The sequence below is a fragment of the Caballeronia sp. NK8 genome, from assembly GCF_018408855.1.
Classification (GTDB): domain Bacteria; phylum Pseudomonadota; class Gammaproteobacteria; order Burkholderiales; family Burkholderiaceae; genus Caballeronia.
Genome location: NZ_AP024325.1, coordinates 1,431,801 through 1,446,174, shown reverse-complemented (window position 1 = coordinate 1,446,174; position 14,374 = coordinate 1,431,801). Strand labels below are relative to the sequence as shown.

The following is a 14,374-nucleotide window of genomic DNA, read 5'->3' as shown; positions in this document are numbered from 1 at the left end:
TCTGCTAACGCCATGGCTCACGACGCAGCATTAGCGCGACGGAACGGACCCGTAGGCACGCGGTGGCAAGATGAGTTCGTCACCAGCATCGGCAATCGCCTCTGTGAGCATCTGGCCTGCTTTCACAACTTCGTTGCAGTAGGCCGGTAGGTTCTTTCGTTCCAATCGGTCCTCCCCGCCTGCGATGCCGACACTTCCGACGGCGAGTCCTTCTGCGTTGAAAACGGGTGCCGACACGCCGAAAACGCCTTGATTGAACTCGCCGTGGCTGACAACAAAGCCGTCCTTTCGGATTGCCGCGAGTTTTTCTCGGAAGCCTTGCCAGTCAGTGCCCAGTGCCGCGCGCGCGATTGTGCGCTGATGTTGCTGAAAGATGCTTCTGAGCCGATGAGGGGGCACATACGGGAGGATCACCTTGGATGCAGCTCCAGAGAAGAGCGGCCGCCGTTGGCCTCGTGAGAAGAGATTAGGCGGGCTTCCTTCGGATAGGTCCTCCCTGATGCACATTACCGAATCCCGATATAGCGCACAAAGAAGGGCTGAATGCCCTGTACGCTTCACCAACTGGCGAAGAATCTTCCCCCCGGCCTTGTACAGCGGGTCGGACATCCGGATTTGACGGTCGAACTCAACGAATCGCGGGCCCAGGACGTATTTTCCGTTGGCAACTGCTTCAATCAGACCAGCTTCGTGAAGCGCTTTTATGTACCGATAGGACGTTGACCGTGATGTGCCCAGGTAATTCACCAGGTCGCTCACGGGTCGGACGGGTGCCGCTGGCGTAAACAGGTCGAGTATGCCCAACATGCGCCCGATGCTCGTCTGTGCTTCGCTCTCTTTTTTCGAGGCAGCTTCCGTGGAGTCGCTCAACTGTGATGTTTGCTTTGCAGTCGCTTTGGCCATTTTCTGCATTCCGTGTGGCTTAACCTGCGAAAAGTGGACCGGTTTGCTGCATCGGCCCAACTACTCGAGCGCTCACTGCTGAGGATTTGAGGACTGGTATTGTTCTCGCAATAAATGCGATGCAATTATATCAGAATGCGAGAATTTATTCGTATAATGAATAATTGAGTGGAAACTTCCGATCCGCGCGGATGTCTGCGTTGGGCCGAGCGGACTAGTCGAGCTGTCCTCAATACGTCGGTTCCCTACGCAGTCCACCGCTCGAAGAATTCCGCCTTTACTGTACCGTTAGATCGAGCTTGGCGCGGCTACACGTATGATGTCCGCCGCGTCTTCGAGCTCCTCAATGCGCCAAGAGCGCTGGCACATGGTTGTCGCCTCGAACCTAGAAATGTGAAGGAGCGCCTGTTGGTAGTATTTTTCGTTGATGTCATCGTCAGACATCGGGTTCATAACGCTTCCCTTGCAGTGCTCGATTGAAACAGTTTGCTCCTCGCCGCTCTCCAAAAGGACATGCAAGACAGCACTTTCTGGAGGGATGGCATCATCCGTAAGCACGTTGATGCGATCCCTGAGTTGTGCAATACCGACGTCCTGAACCACTTGGGACTGGCCTTCGGCGATGCTGGCGCGGCCGTACCGAAGTGCGGTCGCCACCCAATGAAACAGACTGACCTTAGCCTCGAGCACGTTCTCCGGATGCCGCCGAAATCCAAGTGCCATCGCGGACGGGTGTGTGCGAAGGCGGACCTCTCTGATCTGGCGACTGCGGTCTGCGCCGTTTGAGTGGTTCCATTGAAGGGCGGCATCAACGACCGGATGTATGACGGCCCCGCAAGGATAAGGTTTGTACGCGAGAGCTTCCACTTCGAACGGGCTGCCAAGCGGAGGTAATAGATACTCACGATGAGGCTTGCTGGAGAACAGACTCAAATATCCGTACTTTCCCTCCAATGGAGCTCGCGGGCCGTCGAATCCGTGCTGCGCGAGGATCGCCGCGCGCAACCCGGTTTGTGCCGCATGACCAAAAATCAAGGTGGCACTCATACTGCCATGAGCAGCTCTAAATCCGGACGACTGAGTGGCGGCGATTCCTATCGCCCAGCCAATCTGCTCAGAGGTCAGTCGCAGTGCTTTGGCCGCAGCCGCTGCTGCGCCAACGCCGGCGGCAATGCCTGTCTGCGACCATCCGATATCGCCCTGAGCGGGAGGCACCGATACCGCCTTGCTCAACCGACCGGCGATTTCGATGCCGAGCACCATCGACAGCAAGAAGTCGCTGCCAGTCAGTCGCTGCCGTTCTGCGAGGGCCAGAAGGGTCGTAGCGACTGCGCCACTGGGGTGTAAGAGGGCTTCCGAATGAGTGTCGTCAAACGAATAGGCCGCGGAGCTTAGGGCATTGATTAGAGCGGCCGTGAGAACATCTACGCGTTCAGGTCGGCCGAGAAGCGTACAGGTTTGGCCTCCGGCAAGAGGGATCAGTGCTCTAGCAGCTGTCTCGACTATTTCATGGTGGGATCCGCCAATACAACATCCTAAGATATTCACCAATGCTCGTTTCGCTGATTCACGCGACGACGGCGATAGATCCGTTGATGTCGTACGAAAGACGAACGAGGCAACGTCGTGGGTGAGCGTATCTGCCGGTGCTTTATCGTTCATGAGGTTGGCGTTCATCCGAATGCAGGTACATCACTGGCGTCTGGTCATTGTTTCAGCCGACGCCGGTGGGCTAGACAGTTACATACATGATTGAGTTTCTCGAATTGCTCTCTTGGAAGGCCAAGCGCTATTGGTTGCCGCCGTTCAACTCTTCCGTTTTGCGCAGTGACTGAGACTGCATGTAGAGGAAAACCTTCATGCTATCTTCGTCGCGATATCCGGCTGCAGCGGCTTCCTCATAGAGTTCAAGGATTCGCGGAGCGATCCAGGTAGGGGCGCCACACCGCTGCGCCTCCTCTAACAAGAGCGCTTCATCTTTTAGGCCAATGGTCAACGGGCCGTTGAACTTAAACGTTCCTGTAAGAATCGCCGCCGGTACCTTGTCAGTGGTGGTGTAGTTGCGCGCAGAACCAGCATTAAAGACATCGTTAAGAACCTTCGGGTCAAGTCCAGCCTTGATACCCATCGCAAGGCCTTCAAACACCGCCAGGCGACCGGCCGCGGAGATGTGATTATTGATCACCTTTGCGACTTGGGAGACCCCCGGTTTGGCGCCAAGATAGAACAGCTTGGCTGCGAGTTTTTCTAGCAAAGGTTTCCCAAGTTCGAAATCGCCCTCGGCGCCCGAGGCCAAGATTGCGAGAGTGCCGGCGCGTGCTCCAGGCGGACCGCCACTGACTGGCGCATCAATCATTCCGACACCGTCATCCCGTAGACGCGAAGCAATCGACTCGATCGTGCTGCTTCCAATGGTCGAGGTTTCAATATAGACGCATATTTCCTTGCCTTTGACCACGCCGAACTCACCAAGGGCGACATCTAGGCTTGCTTCTCGCGAGGGCATCGATGCGATCACGATCGAACATGCATTCGCCACTTCCAACGGGCTCGCTGCAACCTTTGCTCCCAATCGCTGTAGTTCCTGCACTGCTTCGGGATTCCGGTCGCACACAGTGAGATCGACACCTTGCTCGAGCAGGCGTAGAGCCATCGGCTTCCCCATGTTGCCTACGCCAATTAGTCCCACTCTTAACGGATTCATTGATGCCTCACACAAAAAATAATTTATTCAACGCTTGCCGCTTTTTGCCCCCAACCTGCTGGCAGCTTGCCCGATGGCAGGGGAAGTTCTGCGGCATTAAGAATGAAAGCAAGCGTCGTGTAGTAGCCGCATACCGCGAGAACATCAAGGCTCGTCGCGCTACCGAATCGGCTTTTCAACGCACTGAAGGCGGAGTCCGACGGGCGGCCCTGCCAGGCCGTTTCGTACGCAAAATCGTAGATTAGTGAAGCATCCGAATCCAGCGGATCCGGCCTTCGTCCCGTGCCCAATGACGTAATAACTTCATCTGACAAGCCAGCCTCCCGCCCAATACGCGCATGGGCAAGCCATTCATAGTCGCTGGACCATCGATGAGCGGTGATTAGAACAGCTATCTCGACCAGATGTCCTGGCAATCCTGTTCGAAAACGCAGATGTTCCCCGAGCGCCTGCAAGTGATTTGCGAGTTCAGGGTTATGAATCAATGCGATAAAAGGACCTTTTATCGATCCTCTGGGGCCAGCGGCAATAGCGTCAGCGACTTGTCGCTGACGAGGTGACATTTCGTCTCGAGTCAGGATTTCATATTTGCTCATGCTTGGTCTCTATGCTGTTCGCGAAAATATGGCTCGTTTCAAAAGCGCGATCATGCGTAAGTGACGGCATGCGCGCCCTTGCGACCGACACCACGTCAAGGTCGATCTCTGCGCAGATGACATCTGGCGCTTCGCCGGCCGCGGCAACCTCCCGCCCGTCCGGGTCGACGATTAGGGAGTGTCCGTAAGTTTCGTGACCGCATGGGTGCGTTCCGCAGGTGGCCGGAGCGACAACGAACGCGCGATTTTCGATCGCGCGCGCTTTCAACAGGGTATGCCAATGTAGCGATCCTGTCGCCCGGGTGAATGCGGACGGCACAAGGAGAATCTGAGCACCCGACTGCGCCAAGGCCCGGTAAAGTGCCGGAAAGCGCAGGTCATAGCAGACAGTGATTCCCAACCGCCCCCAGGGAGTGTTAACAAGAACGGCTCTTGTCCCCGGCGTGTAGGAAGACGATTCGCGAATTGTCCTGCCGCCTGGTAACGTGGCGTCGAACATATGGATCTTGTCGTATCGCGCAACGATTTCCCCTTGAGCCGAGATGACAATTGACCGATTAACGATATTGCCTTCGTCTGTGCGAATGACGAGGGAGCCGAGGATCAGCCAGATGCGATGCTTTCGAGCAATCGAGACGAAGTGAGGCAGCGCTGGATGATCTTCCTCACGAGCTGCGCTGTCGCGCATCGAACGGCCGCTCGCATGCAAGAAGAAGCTATATTCAGGGGTGGCGACTAGTGTCGCGCCCCTTTGGGCCGCGATCTCAATCGAACGTGAGACCTGATCTATGTTGGCGTGTAGGTCATCTGTCGGCGTAGTTTGCACACAACCGACGATGAAGCGTTCGTTGCTCATGACGTTGCGATACCAAGGATCAATCGAGCTTCGTCCGCAGTGGCTAATCGTGTTCCGAGAAGCTCGACAAGCTGTGACGCTTTGCGCACAAGGGAGGCGTTGTCCGGGGCAAGCACCCCTTTTTCCAGATAGAGGTTATCCTCCAGGCCTACGCGTACATGGCCGCCGAGAAGCACCGCTTGCGCGACCATTGGGAATTCCGACCTCGAAACTCCGAACGCTGCCCATTGTGAACCGACCGGCAATAGACTCTTCATCGCCGCGAGTATCTCGGGAGTGGCCGGTGCTCCCCACGGCACGCCAAGGACCATCTGAAAGAGCGGCGTCGGTTCGAGCAGGCCTCGACGGATCATATCGATAGCCAACGCCACGTGTCCCGAGTCGAAGACTTCCAGTTCCGGCTTCACCCCAGCTCTGCGGATTTCTGCCGCAATGGCCTCCACGTGCGCCGGCACGTTGATGAGCGCACCTTTGCCAAAGTTCAGTGTGCCCATATCCAGACTGCAAATCTCAGGCTTCAATTCCAAGATGTGGTGGACGCGCTCAACTGGTGGACGGAGGTTGGACCCTGCGCCCGCCAGGTTTGCTTCCGTGTCGCTAGGCACGAACCGGGCACCCGGACCGGTCGTGAGGTTGACGATGACCGGACTTCCACTGTCGCGAATGCGATCTACAACTTCGCGGTACAGCGCAAGATCCATACTTGGTTTGCCTGACTCGGGATTGCGAACGTGAATGTGAGCGATCGCCGCACCCGCTTCGCAGGCTTCAATTGCGGCGGTAGCAATTTGAGCGGGCGTCACGGGGACAGCCGGATATCGTCCGGCGGTGTCGTCACCGCCAGTGACTGCGCAAGTAAGGATGACAGGCTGCTGCAAGATAATCCCTCAATATGTCAATGAAACAACGTGTCACTGTGGTAGGTGACATCGTGAACTTGGTGAGCCGACTCATGCTGACTGTCGGCCGGCCATTCGATCGGGTGGGGCACGATTAAGTCGTCAACGGTCCACAAACCCGATCATTGCCTTGACTTCGAGATACTCTTCCAAACCGAACACTCCCATCTCCCGCCCGTTCCCTGACTGTTTGTAACCACCCATCGGCGCCGCCGGGTTCGAAGCGACTCCGTTCAGAAAAACACGGCCTGCGCGCATGCGAGATCCGACTTCGTGTCCCGTTTTCCTGTCGGATGTAAATACATAGGCCCCGAGGCCGTAGCGGGTGCCATTGGCAATTTCCAATGCTTGTTCTATGGAACGATAAGGCATGACAGCGAGGACGGGACCAAAGATTTCCTCTTGTGCAATCGTCATCTCTGGCTTTACGTCTGCGAACACAGTGGGCTTGACGAAGTAGCCGCTTGTGAGTTCTGGCGGGCGTCCAAGCCCCCCACAAACGAGGCGAGCACCTTCGTCGATACCCTTCTGAATGTACATTTGTACTCGATCGAATTGAGCCTTGTTCACGACCGGACCAAGGGTCGTTGAAGCGTCCTCCGGATCTCCAACTTTGATCTTTTTGACCTCTTCACAAAGCAGGTCGATAGCCTGATCAAGCTGGTCCTCATGTACAAGCATGCGAGACGGAGCGTGACAAGATTGTCCGCTGTTAGAGAAGCAGCGAGCAATGTTCCACTGGGCGGCCTGACGAAGGTCAGCGTCGGGCAACACGATGTTGGCAGACTTGCCGCCGAGTTCCTGACAGACGCGTTTGACGGATGCCGCGGCCGCTTGAGCTACCTGCACTCCCGCCCTGGTCGAACCGGTAAAGGACATGAGGTCAATATCTGGATGTGTGCTGATAGCATGGCCCACCGTTGGCCCATCGCCGATCACCAGATTAAACACGCCCGGCGGAACACCCGCTGCGTCCAGAATTTCAGTCAGAATGATGGCGCTCAGTGGCGTGAACTCGCTTGGCTTGGCAACAACGGTACAGCCCGCTGCAAACGCGGACGACAACTTCGTGCAGAGAATTTGCACGGGCCAGTTCCACGCGGTGATAAGTCCGCAGACACCGATAGGCTCGCGTCGAATGACGTTGATGCCTTCCTGAACTTCGAAGTTGTATCCGCGAAGGGTGGTAATCGCCTGTTGGAAACCCTGTAGCGCAGCTTGGGTCATGATGACCTGCGACTTAGGAGAGCCCATCTCAAGGGTGATAGCGGCCATCAGATCCTTCTGGCGCGCTTGGTAGACCTCGATGATTCTCTCGAACAGGGCAATCCTTTCCTCCTTGGAGGTTTCGGAGAAGGAGGGAAATGCCTTTCTGGCCGCCTTGACGGCGAGATCCACGTCGCGCGCGCTCGCGAGACAGACGCTTGCAATCGGGTTCTCAGTTGTTGGGCTGATCAGTTCGAGCCTTTTCGGGTCGACCGGAGCTACCCATTGACCATCGATATAAATTGTCTCGTGATTTCTCATGACGTTAAGCCTCTTCTCAGCAATGGGACGAAAGCGCGAGGCCGCTTTCAAAGTATGTGGATTCGAGCTAAGCGACTCAGTTACTGTGGGTGTAACCGCCGTCGCACGCGATTGTTTGGCCGGTTATGAAAGCCGAAGCGTTCGTGGAGAGGAAGATCGCAAGCCCCACCAAGTCTGTGGGCAACTGGCCCTTGCGCAGACATTGTTCGCTGAGAAGCTGGACGCGTCGCTCCTGCGTTGGATTAACCGCGCGGTCAACCTCCGTCGCGACGGCTCCCGGGCGGATCGCGTTTACCGTGATGCCGAATGGTCCGAGTTCACGAGCAAGAGAATTCGTCATTCCGATGATTGCGGACTTCGATGTGACATAGTGGAGGTAGTTAGCAACCCCCCTAGGGACGGAGTCAGAAGATGTGTTGATAATGCGTCCCCAGTTGGCCTTGCGCATGGCCGGAGCGACGGCCCTTGCGCATAGAAAAGTGCCAGTGATGTTGATGCGCATCACACGCTCCCATTCTTCAAGGGGAATTTCATCAAAAGGGCGCTTTGGCAGGGTTGCGAAGATTGCTGCGTTATTAATGAGCGTATCTACGCGGCCGTACTTGTTGAGGGCGCTCTCAACCATCGCGTCGACAGATTCCCTATCGCCCACGTCCACGGATACGGCCATGGACCGACCGCCAGCTCGATCGATCTCGGCACAAACCCGTTTCGCGTTTTCGACGTTCAGATCCGCCACAACTGGGATCGCGCCGGCCGCCGCAAACTGCCGCGCATACTCGCGCCCGATCCCTTGACCTGCTCCAGTGATGATTACCACGCGCTCCTTAACGCTGAAATCGCGAGCCGACTCGGGCACGCCTGAGTCATCGGGTGCGTGAACGCTTGTTTGTTGATTCATCTTGAGTCTCCGATATCTAAAAGCATGAGCAGCTTCATACAAAGCTGGCTAGGTAGGAATGCAATGACAGGCGCTATGCGGTTACCTTCCAGTTGAGGCTTTGCACTGCCTGCGTCGCGAAACGCATGTCGATGATTTCGCCGGAATTAATCGCCTTTGGGTCACTAACCCCGGGTACCAGACCCATCGCCACCCACGACTCTAGGCTCTGCCGCGATACGAATGGTGTCTTGAACTGCGGAATACTTGAGGCCCATACATCAGGCCAGATCTCCGCCTTCACAAGGGAGGAGTATTGCGATTTATAGAGCGTGTCACCGGCTACTTTGGGATTTTCTACAATGTACTTTAGGCCGCGCGTGTCCGCTCTCACGATTGCCCGATATACATCAGGCTTTTGCTTCACGTCATCTGCGCGCGCCTCAATGAGATGACCGGTGATAGATCGGAAACCGGATATCTCGTCGCGGCCGACCGAGAACAGGATCACACCTCCAAGTTGAGACTGAGCTAGGCTTGAGCCCGGCGGAGCAGATACAAGGGCATCAATCGTTCCGTTTCCGATCGCTGCAATGGTGTTCTCAGTCGATTGTAGGGGAACAATCGAGGCATCGCTGGCGCTGATGTTGATTTGAGAAAGGACTCTTCTCGCGCAATAGTCGGTGACGCTACCCGGTGCGGACACACCAATACGAATCCCCTTAAAGCTTTTTGCCGTGGAGAGCCGACGTTCGAAGGGCGTCGCCGCCGTGATGCCGTGCTTCTTCGCGTAATCGTTCGAGATAATAAAATAAAGATCTTGATACACACTTTGTGCCATCACGATCTTAAATTGCTGACCCCTGACCGTGGCTGCCAGCAATTCTCCGGGGGCAGTGTAGTACGCGTCTCCTGCACCAGAAACGAGAGCCGTCATACCAGCAGGGCCGCTTCGGGTGTAGATCCGCTCAATGGTTAGGCCCTCGTCCTTATAGTATCCCAGCGCTTCGGCGATAAAGGTTGGAGCCCATGCGATCAAAGGGCCGCCACTTCCCATGAGCAGTGTCACGTGATCTTGCGGGCGTCCGTGGCTTATACCTGGCACGACGAGGCTTGCCGCGCCGGCAACCGTCAAGCCTAGTAATCGCCGTCGAGAAATTGGTCGATTGTTTGCGCCCACCTATAGTCTCCTGAAATCTAATTGAAGTTGCGTTTTAGCTACGCCTGTCGCTGGATCAAGCTCCTTCAACGGGGCGCCATCGGAGAAGTCGCTTCTCAATAAGAACCACGAACGCATTGAGCAGTAACCCCAACGCGGTCGTAACTGCGAGAGTCGCGAAAAGACTCGAGGTATCGAATTGATTGGCATAGTAGGAGACCAAGTAGCCCAGGCCGACGTTCGACGTAAACATTTCTGCCACAATCGCACCGGTCAATGCATAGGTGACGGAGATCCGAAGACCGGCGAAGAGCCATGCGAGTGCGGATGGAATCAAGATCTTTCGGACCGTGTCAGAACGACTCGCACCCATCACACGAATCACATCAATCAGGTCCTGATTTACATCGCGTACGCCCGACAAGGTATTCATGAAGACAGGGAAGAACACCAGCAGCGCGATATAGATCACCTTTGTCTGAAACCCAATCCCGAAGTACAGGATAAACAGTGGAATCAGTGCGATCCGAGGAATCGAGTAGAAGCCCACCAAAAATGGATTGAGGACCTTAGAGATGATCCGACTGGTGCCGCATGCGACGCCCATCACCATCCCTCCGGCTACGCCGAAGGCGAAACCAACCAGCGCTTCTGCAATCGTTGCATACAGATTTCTTAGCAGGCCACCGCTGTTCCACATATTCAACGCCGCGATGGCGATGCGCGATGGACTGCTGATCCAGAATGCGGATATCCACCGACCGCAAGCCCACTCCCAGACAAGAAGAGCGACTGCCGCCAAGATAAGTCGTGAAAGGACGACGATCCTTGTCTCCCTGCGGCGAGCCCTTATGCTCGGATCGACAACAAAAACCTCGTCTGCATCGGGCGTTCCCGACAAACCCGCGAGTGATGGTGCGACGGCTTTGGATTTGAAGTTGCTCATTAGACTTCCGCTCCTTGATGCATGTCTTCGCGCAGTGCTGCCCACAGATTCTCGAAATACTCCCCGAACTCGGGAACGAATCGGATTGTGAAGACGTCGCGCGGCCTCGGTAACTCAATACGCTGAACGGTACGGATACGTCCGGGGCGCGCCGACATGACGATCACTCGGTCCGCAAGTGAGATCGCTTCGGTCAGGTCGTGAGTGACGAGGATGAGCGTCTTCCCCGAGCCTTCCCACGTCTTCAGAAGTTCGGCCTGCAGCATAAGACGTAGTTGTGCGTCGAGGGCACCGAACGGCTCGTCCATAAGAAGGACGTCGGGCTCATAGACCAAAGAGCGGGCGAGCTGCGCTCTCTTGCGCATGCCTCCCGAGAGTTCGGCTGGATAGTGTGTTTCAAAACCCTTCAGTCCGACCAGCTCAATGTACTTTCTCGCCCGATCTCGACGTTCCGACGACGAAACATTGGAACGAGGACCAAGTTCGAACGGAAGCAGGACATTTGCTTCAACTGTTCGCCACGGCAGGAGGTTGTCACGCTGTGTGACATAGCTGACGTGAGTGTTCACCCCGGAAATCGGCTTGCCCTGATAGAGCACTTCGCCAACCCCGGGTTCCATCAGGCCAGCGGTCAGATTCAAAAGCGTCGACTTTCCGCAGCCACTCGGGCCAACAATGGCTAGCAGTTCGCCGGGCTCTACTCTTGTCGTCACGTTTGAAAGAGCGTGGACTCTCGTGTCTCCTTTATAGAAGACCTTCGACACGCTTCTGAAGTCAAGTATGGGCTGCATTACCTTTCCTCTTTGCAAGTTTCTTACAGAATCACCGATTCAAAAGCGGCTGTTGATTCGAGATAACGAGGTGATCTCGGAGCCTCGGTCGTCAGCCGGAAACTAGCTGATCGGAAGGGAGTTAGCCGGCGCTCGCTGAACGCGCGGGTAGGCTGGTCGCGCCGGACTGTGCAAATTCGCCGCATCGTCTCCCCCGTTTCCGATTCGTCTCATCGTTCCTCGGTGCCTTCGCGCCGCGACGAGCTCGTTTATAAAAATGTACTACCCATTGAGACAAGTTTCAACGGCCTGACATCGGAAAATATGCTCGGAATTACCCCACCTTCATCGATCTCGCGCTCGCCGGGCTTCAGCCGCGGCCATCGGTTTATGTCAGACGGGAACGTGACGACCGGGCGCTGGTCCGAGTGGCGCGGATAGCGTAAGAAGTCCTATATGGAGGGAAAAATGGCTCGCCTTTGGGTTCCCGTTTGTGTGGGCCCTTGGGCGGCGTAATGCAGTCCGACGATGTGACGGCGCGGGCGTAGGACGGGCCGCAACCGTGCGGACCGCCTCGTCGGATTTTTAAGGGAGGATCGGGAAGGGAAACGCGGTCGGAACGGGCTCAGACCACCATCGGGCGAGCGGCACCGTCCATAGAAACAATCGCCCCGGAGATGTACCCAGCCTTCGGGGAAGCCAGGAAGGCCACAACCGCCGCCACCTCCGCAGGAGAAGCGGGTCGACCAAGAGGCGATGAATTGTTCGCCTCGGCAATGGCTTCAGCGGTAGTTATCCGTTCTTGCCGAGCAAAGGCACTGACGCCTTCTGCTAGCCGGTCAGTGTTCGTCTTTGCAGGATTCAGGGCATTAACCCGAACGCCCATCGGTCCATATGCCAGCGCGAGGCCTGCCGTGGCGAGCATCAGTGCAGCGTTGGCGGACCCGCCAGCTAGATGCGTTGTGATTGGTACTTTGCCTCCCATTCCCACCACATTGACTACCGAACCGGCGCGACGCTGTGCCATGAGCTTGATGAGAGGATCCAAGACGTTGATATACGTCAGAAATTTGGCTTCCATTGCGGCCCGCCAGTCTTCAGGCTGCAATTCATCGAAAGGCTTCCGACGAGCACCGCCTGCGGCGTTGACGAGAACGTCGATCGGTCCACGTTCTTCCTCAGCATCGGCAATTACGCCCAATGCGGCGGCCGGTTGGGAAAGGTCGGCGGCATATCCGCTGATTCCCTTCATGTGGACGTCAAGCGTCCTGCATGCGTCACCGATTCGGCTTTTATCACGTCCTACGATGCTGACGACGCAGCCTTCCGCCAGAAATTGCTCGGCGCATGCGAACCCAATTCCTCGCGATCCACCGGTCACCAGAACGTGCTTGCCTTCAAGTTGCAGATCCAATGCTAGCTCCAGAAATGGCTGTGGTCTCGCCTTTGACAATGGCGTCGGAAAGCTTCTCTGCGACCATGATCGTTGGAATGTTGGTGTTGCCACGAGGAATTGTCGGCATGATGGACGCGTCGGCAACGCGCAGATTGGCGACGCCTAAAACGCGCCCAGCAGAGTCAACAACGGCCGCAGGGTCTGTATGGTTCCCCATTCGGCACGTGCCGACCGGGTGATAAACACCTGTGATCTCACGGGTGACGAAGTTCAGCAGGAAAGTCGGATCACTTATGAGACGCTCACTGTCCAGCCTATGCCCCGTTAGCGCTGCGAGGACTCGGTCGCCGAGGGCGCTGGGCATTGCATCGAGCAACGTCGCGAACGCGCGTGCGTTCACGGCACTGGACGCCGTATGCGTGTTCCACCGTCGGATGCGGTCTCCCACGCGTACTACGAAGGGCGCACCGACCAATGGTGCTACTACTGGGGACTTTAATATGTTCAGTATCCGGAGCACCGCTTTAGAAAGTCGTTCGATGTCGCGCGCGTTGTCGCCAAATCCAAATTCGACGCGAGGAGACTGGTTGGCATCGTGCACGTTCAAGCTCACCTGACCGGACCCAGCCGGCTTCAGGAGTACAGCGTTTAGGCTCGCCACTCGGGTGCCCATCGCGTTCCAGGAAGTTTTGCTCTGGATATTGATGTAAAGGTCTGACTTAGGCGCGCCCAAGAGGTTTGACGACATGCGCATACATGCGGTCGGATGCGTTCGTAAAGAGGACGACTGTCTCGAATTTCGATGCAGCATCGCGCAAATAAAGACAGCGGCATGATTGCGCAAGTTTTTCCCTACGCCGTCGAGGTCGGCGACGACGCTGATCCCAAGTTTCTGTAGAGCGCCCCCTTCGCCGATGCCCGATCTCATCAGCAGGGCCGGTGAATGAATCGCTCCAGCTGTCACGATTACTTCAGCTCGCGCAGCAAATTCTATTAAGCGGCCGTCGACCTCTGCTAGAACGCCGGTCGCACGCTTATCGCTGAATCGAACCGAACGCACATATGCGCGAGAAAGAATCGTTAGATTCGGTCTTTGTCGAACGCTGGATGTGAGGTATGCCGCAGCGGTCGTTACTCGGCTGTTCGCGGTATTACTGATCGGAGTGGCGCCGAACCCATCGCGGAAATCGCCGTTCATATCGGCGATAAACGGGTAGCCGGATGCCTTTGCGTATTGTTCAATCGCCGAGGTCAGGGGAGGCCACATATTTCGAGGCACCCGTCTGATCGGAACTGGGCCTCGCCGTCCATGCAGAGAGTCCGAAAAATCTTGATCCGTCTCGAGCTTGCTGAAATATGGCAGCACGCTGTCCCAGGACCACCCCGCAGCGCCCATTGCCTGCCACTCGTTGTAGTCATCTGGCGTACCTCTGAATGCAACCATGCCTGCGACGGCTGACCCGCCGCCCATCACCTTTGCTTGTGGAAATGCAGCCGGGGCCCCATGGGTGCTGTTGTGCCAAAAAGCCTTCAACCCATCCCACATGTACGACGGATTGTATGACGACAGCGGGTACGGGTCGACGATGTCCGCAGGCTCCTCGCCCGGAAGATAATCTTCTCCCGCCTCAAGAAGCAGAACGGAGCGACGGCCATCCTCTGTAAGGCGGCTCGCCAATACGCACCCAGCGGATCCTGCTCCAACAATGAGGTAATCGTATTTTTCGATGTGCATTTC

General features: G+C 56.4%; 13 protein-coding genes. All 13 read right to left on the bottom strand.

Features of this window, described 5'->3' with window-relative positions; genetic code table 11:
- Nucleotides 1–30 precede the first annotated feature (30 nt).
- On the bottom strand, nt 31–903 hold the full coding sequence (locus tag NK8_RS31930; RefSeq protein ID WP_213232239.1) for an IclR family transcriptional regulator: 873 nt from the start codon (nt 901–903) through the stop codon (nt 31–33).
- A 288-nt stretch (nt 904–1,191) separates the two neighbouring features.
- A complete protein-coding gene (locus NK8_RS31925) occupies nt 1,192–2,565 on the bottom strand; it encodes an MmgE/PrpD family protein (RefSeq protein ID WP_213232238.1) in 1,374 nt (457 codons plus the stop codon).
- 127 nt (nt 2,566–2,692) lie between these two features.
- Nucleotides 2,693–3,556: an NAD(P)-dependent oxidoreductase gene (locus NK8_RS31920; RefSeq protein ID WP_213232237.1), complete on the bottom strand. Its 864-nt coding sequence runs from the start codon at nt 3,554–3,556 to the stop codon at nt 2,693–2,695.
- A 74-nt stretch (nt 3,557–3,630) separates the two neighbouring features.
- Complete coding sequence (locus NK8_RS31915; RefSeq protein WP_213232235.1) at nt 3,631–4,203, bottom strand: carboxymuconolactone decarboxylase family protein; 573 nt, start codon at nt 4,201–4,203, stop codon at nt 3,631–3,633.
- Complete coding sequence (locus NK8_RS31910; protein ID WP_213232233.1) at nt 4,190–5,059, bottom strand: carbon-nitrogen hydrolase family protein; 870 nt, start codon at nt 5,057–5,059, stop codon at nt 4,190–4,192. The genes NK8_RS31915 and NK8_RS31910 overlap by 14 nt, the downstream gene beginning before the upstream one ends.
- Nucleotides 5,056–5,937 (bottom strand): 3-keto-5-aminohexanoate cleavage protein, encoded by an 882-nt coding sequence (locus NK8_RS31905; RefSeq protein WP_213232231.1) that lies wholly within the window; start codon nt 5,935–5,937, stop codon nt 5,056–5,058. Before NK8_RS31905 ends, NK8_RS31910 begins: the two co-directional genes overlap by 4 nt.
- A 123-nt stretch (nt 5,938–6,060) precedes the next feature.
- Nucleotides 6,061–7,485: an aldehyde dehydrogenase family protein gene (locus tag NK8_RS31900; RefSeq protein ID WP_213232230.1), complete on the bottom strand. Its 1,425-nt coding sequence runs from the start codon at nt 7,483–7,485 to the stop codon at nt 6,061–6,063.
- 76 nt (nt 7,486–7,561) lie between these two features.
- Nucleotides 7,562–8,386, bottom strand: a complete 825-nt coding sequence (locus tag NK8_RS31895) for an SDR family NAD(P)-dependent oxidoreductase (protein ID WP_213232229.1) — start codon at nt 8,384–8,386, stop codon at nt 7,562–7,564.
- Nucleotides 8,387–8,459: 73 nt separating this feature from the next.
- A complete protein-coding gene (locus NK8_RS31890) occupies nt 8,460–9,434 on the bottom strand; it encodes an ABC transporter substrate-binding protein (protein ID WP_213232228.1) in 975 nt (324 codons plus the stop codon).
- 166 nt (nt 9,435–9,600) lie between these two features.
- Entirely contained in the window at nt 9,601–10,470 is an 870-nt protein-coding gene (locus NK8_RS31885) for an ABC transporter permease (RefSeq protein WP_213232227.1), read from the bottom strand.
- The gene (locus tag NK8_RS31880; protein WP_213232226.1) at nt 10,470–11,261 is read right to left on the bottom strand and encodes an ABC transporter ATP-binding protein; all 792 of its coding nucleotides are present in this window, start codon (nt 11,259–11,261) and stop codon (nt 10,470–10,472) included. Before NK8_RS31880 ends, NK8_RS31885 begins: the two co-directional genes overlap by 1 nt.
- Before the next feature lie 604 nt (nt 11,262–11,865).
- Nucleotides 11,866–12,654: an SDR family oxidoreductase gene (locus NK8_RS31875; RefSeq protein ID WP_213232225.1), complete on the bottom strand. Its 789-nt coding sequence runs from the start codon at nt 12,652–12,654 to the stop codon at nt 11,866–11,868.
- A complete protein-coding gene (locus NK8_RS31870) occupies nt 12,638–14,371 on the bottom strand; it encodes a GMC family oxidoreductase (protein WP_213232222.1) in 1,734 nt (577 codons plus the stop codon). Before NK8_RS31870 ends, NK8_RS31875 begins: the two co-directional genes overlap by 17 nt.
- Between the last annotated feature and the right edge of the window lie 3 nt (nt 14,372–14,374).

Coding starts and splice junctions, on each gene's coding strand:
- NK8_RS31915 (WP_213232235.1), bottom strand. CDS start 4,203: ATGAGCAAATATGAAATCCTGACTCGAGACGAAATGTCACCTCGTCAG.
- NK8_RS31930 (WP_213232239.1), bottom strand. CDS start 903: ATGGCCAAAGCGACTGCAAAGCAAACATCACAGTTGAGCGACTCCACG.
- NK8_RS31870 (WP_213232222.1), bottom strand. CDS start 14,371: ATGCACATCGAAAAATACGATTACCTCATTGTTGGAGCAGGATCCGCT.
- NK8_RS31885 (WP_213232227.1), bottom strand. CDS start 10,470: ATGAGCAACTTCAAATCCAAAGCCGTCGCACCATCACTCGCGGGTTTG.
- NK8_RS31925 (WP_213232238.1), bottom strand. CDS start 2,565: ATGAACGATAAAGCACCGGCAGATACGCTCACCCACGACGTTGCCTCG.
- NK8_RS31895 (WP_213232229.1), bottom strand. CDS start 8,386: ATGAATCAACAAACAAGCGTTCACGCACCCGATGACTCAGGCGTGCCC.
- NK8_RS31880 (WP_213232226.1), bottom strand. CDS start 11,261: ATGCAGCCCATACTTGACTTCAGAAGCGTGTCGAAGGTCTTCTATAAA.
- NK8_RS31920 (WP_213232237.1), bottom strand. CDS start 3,556: ATGGCTCTACGCCTGCTCGAGCAAGGTGTCGATCTCACTGTGTGCGAC.
- NK8_RS31900 (WP_213232230.1), bottom strand. CDS start 7,485: ATGAGAAATCACGAGACAATTTATATCGATGGTCAATGGGTAGCTCCG.
- NK8_RS31910 (WP_213232233.1), bottom strand. CDS start 5,059: ATGAGCAACGAACGCTTCATCGTCGGTTGTGTGCAAACTACGCCGACA.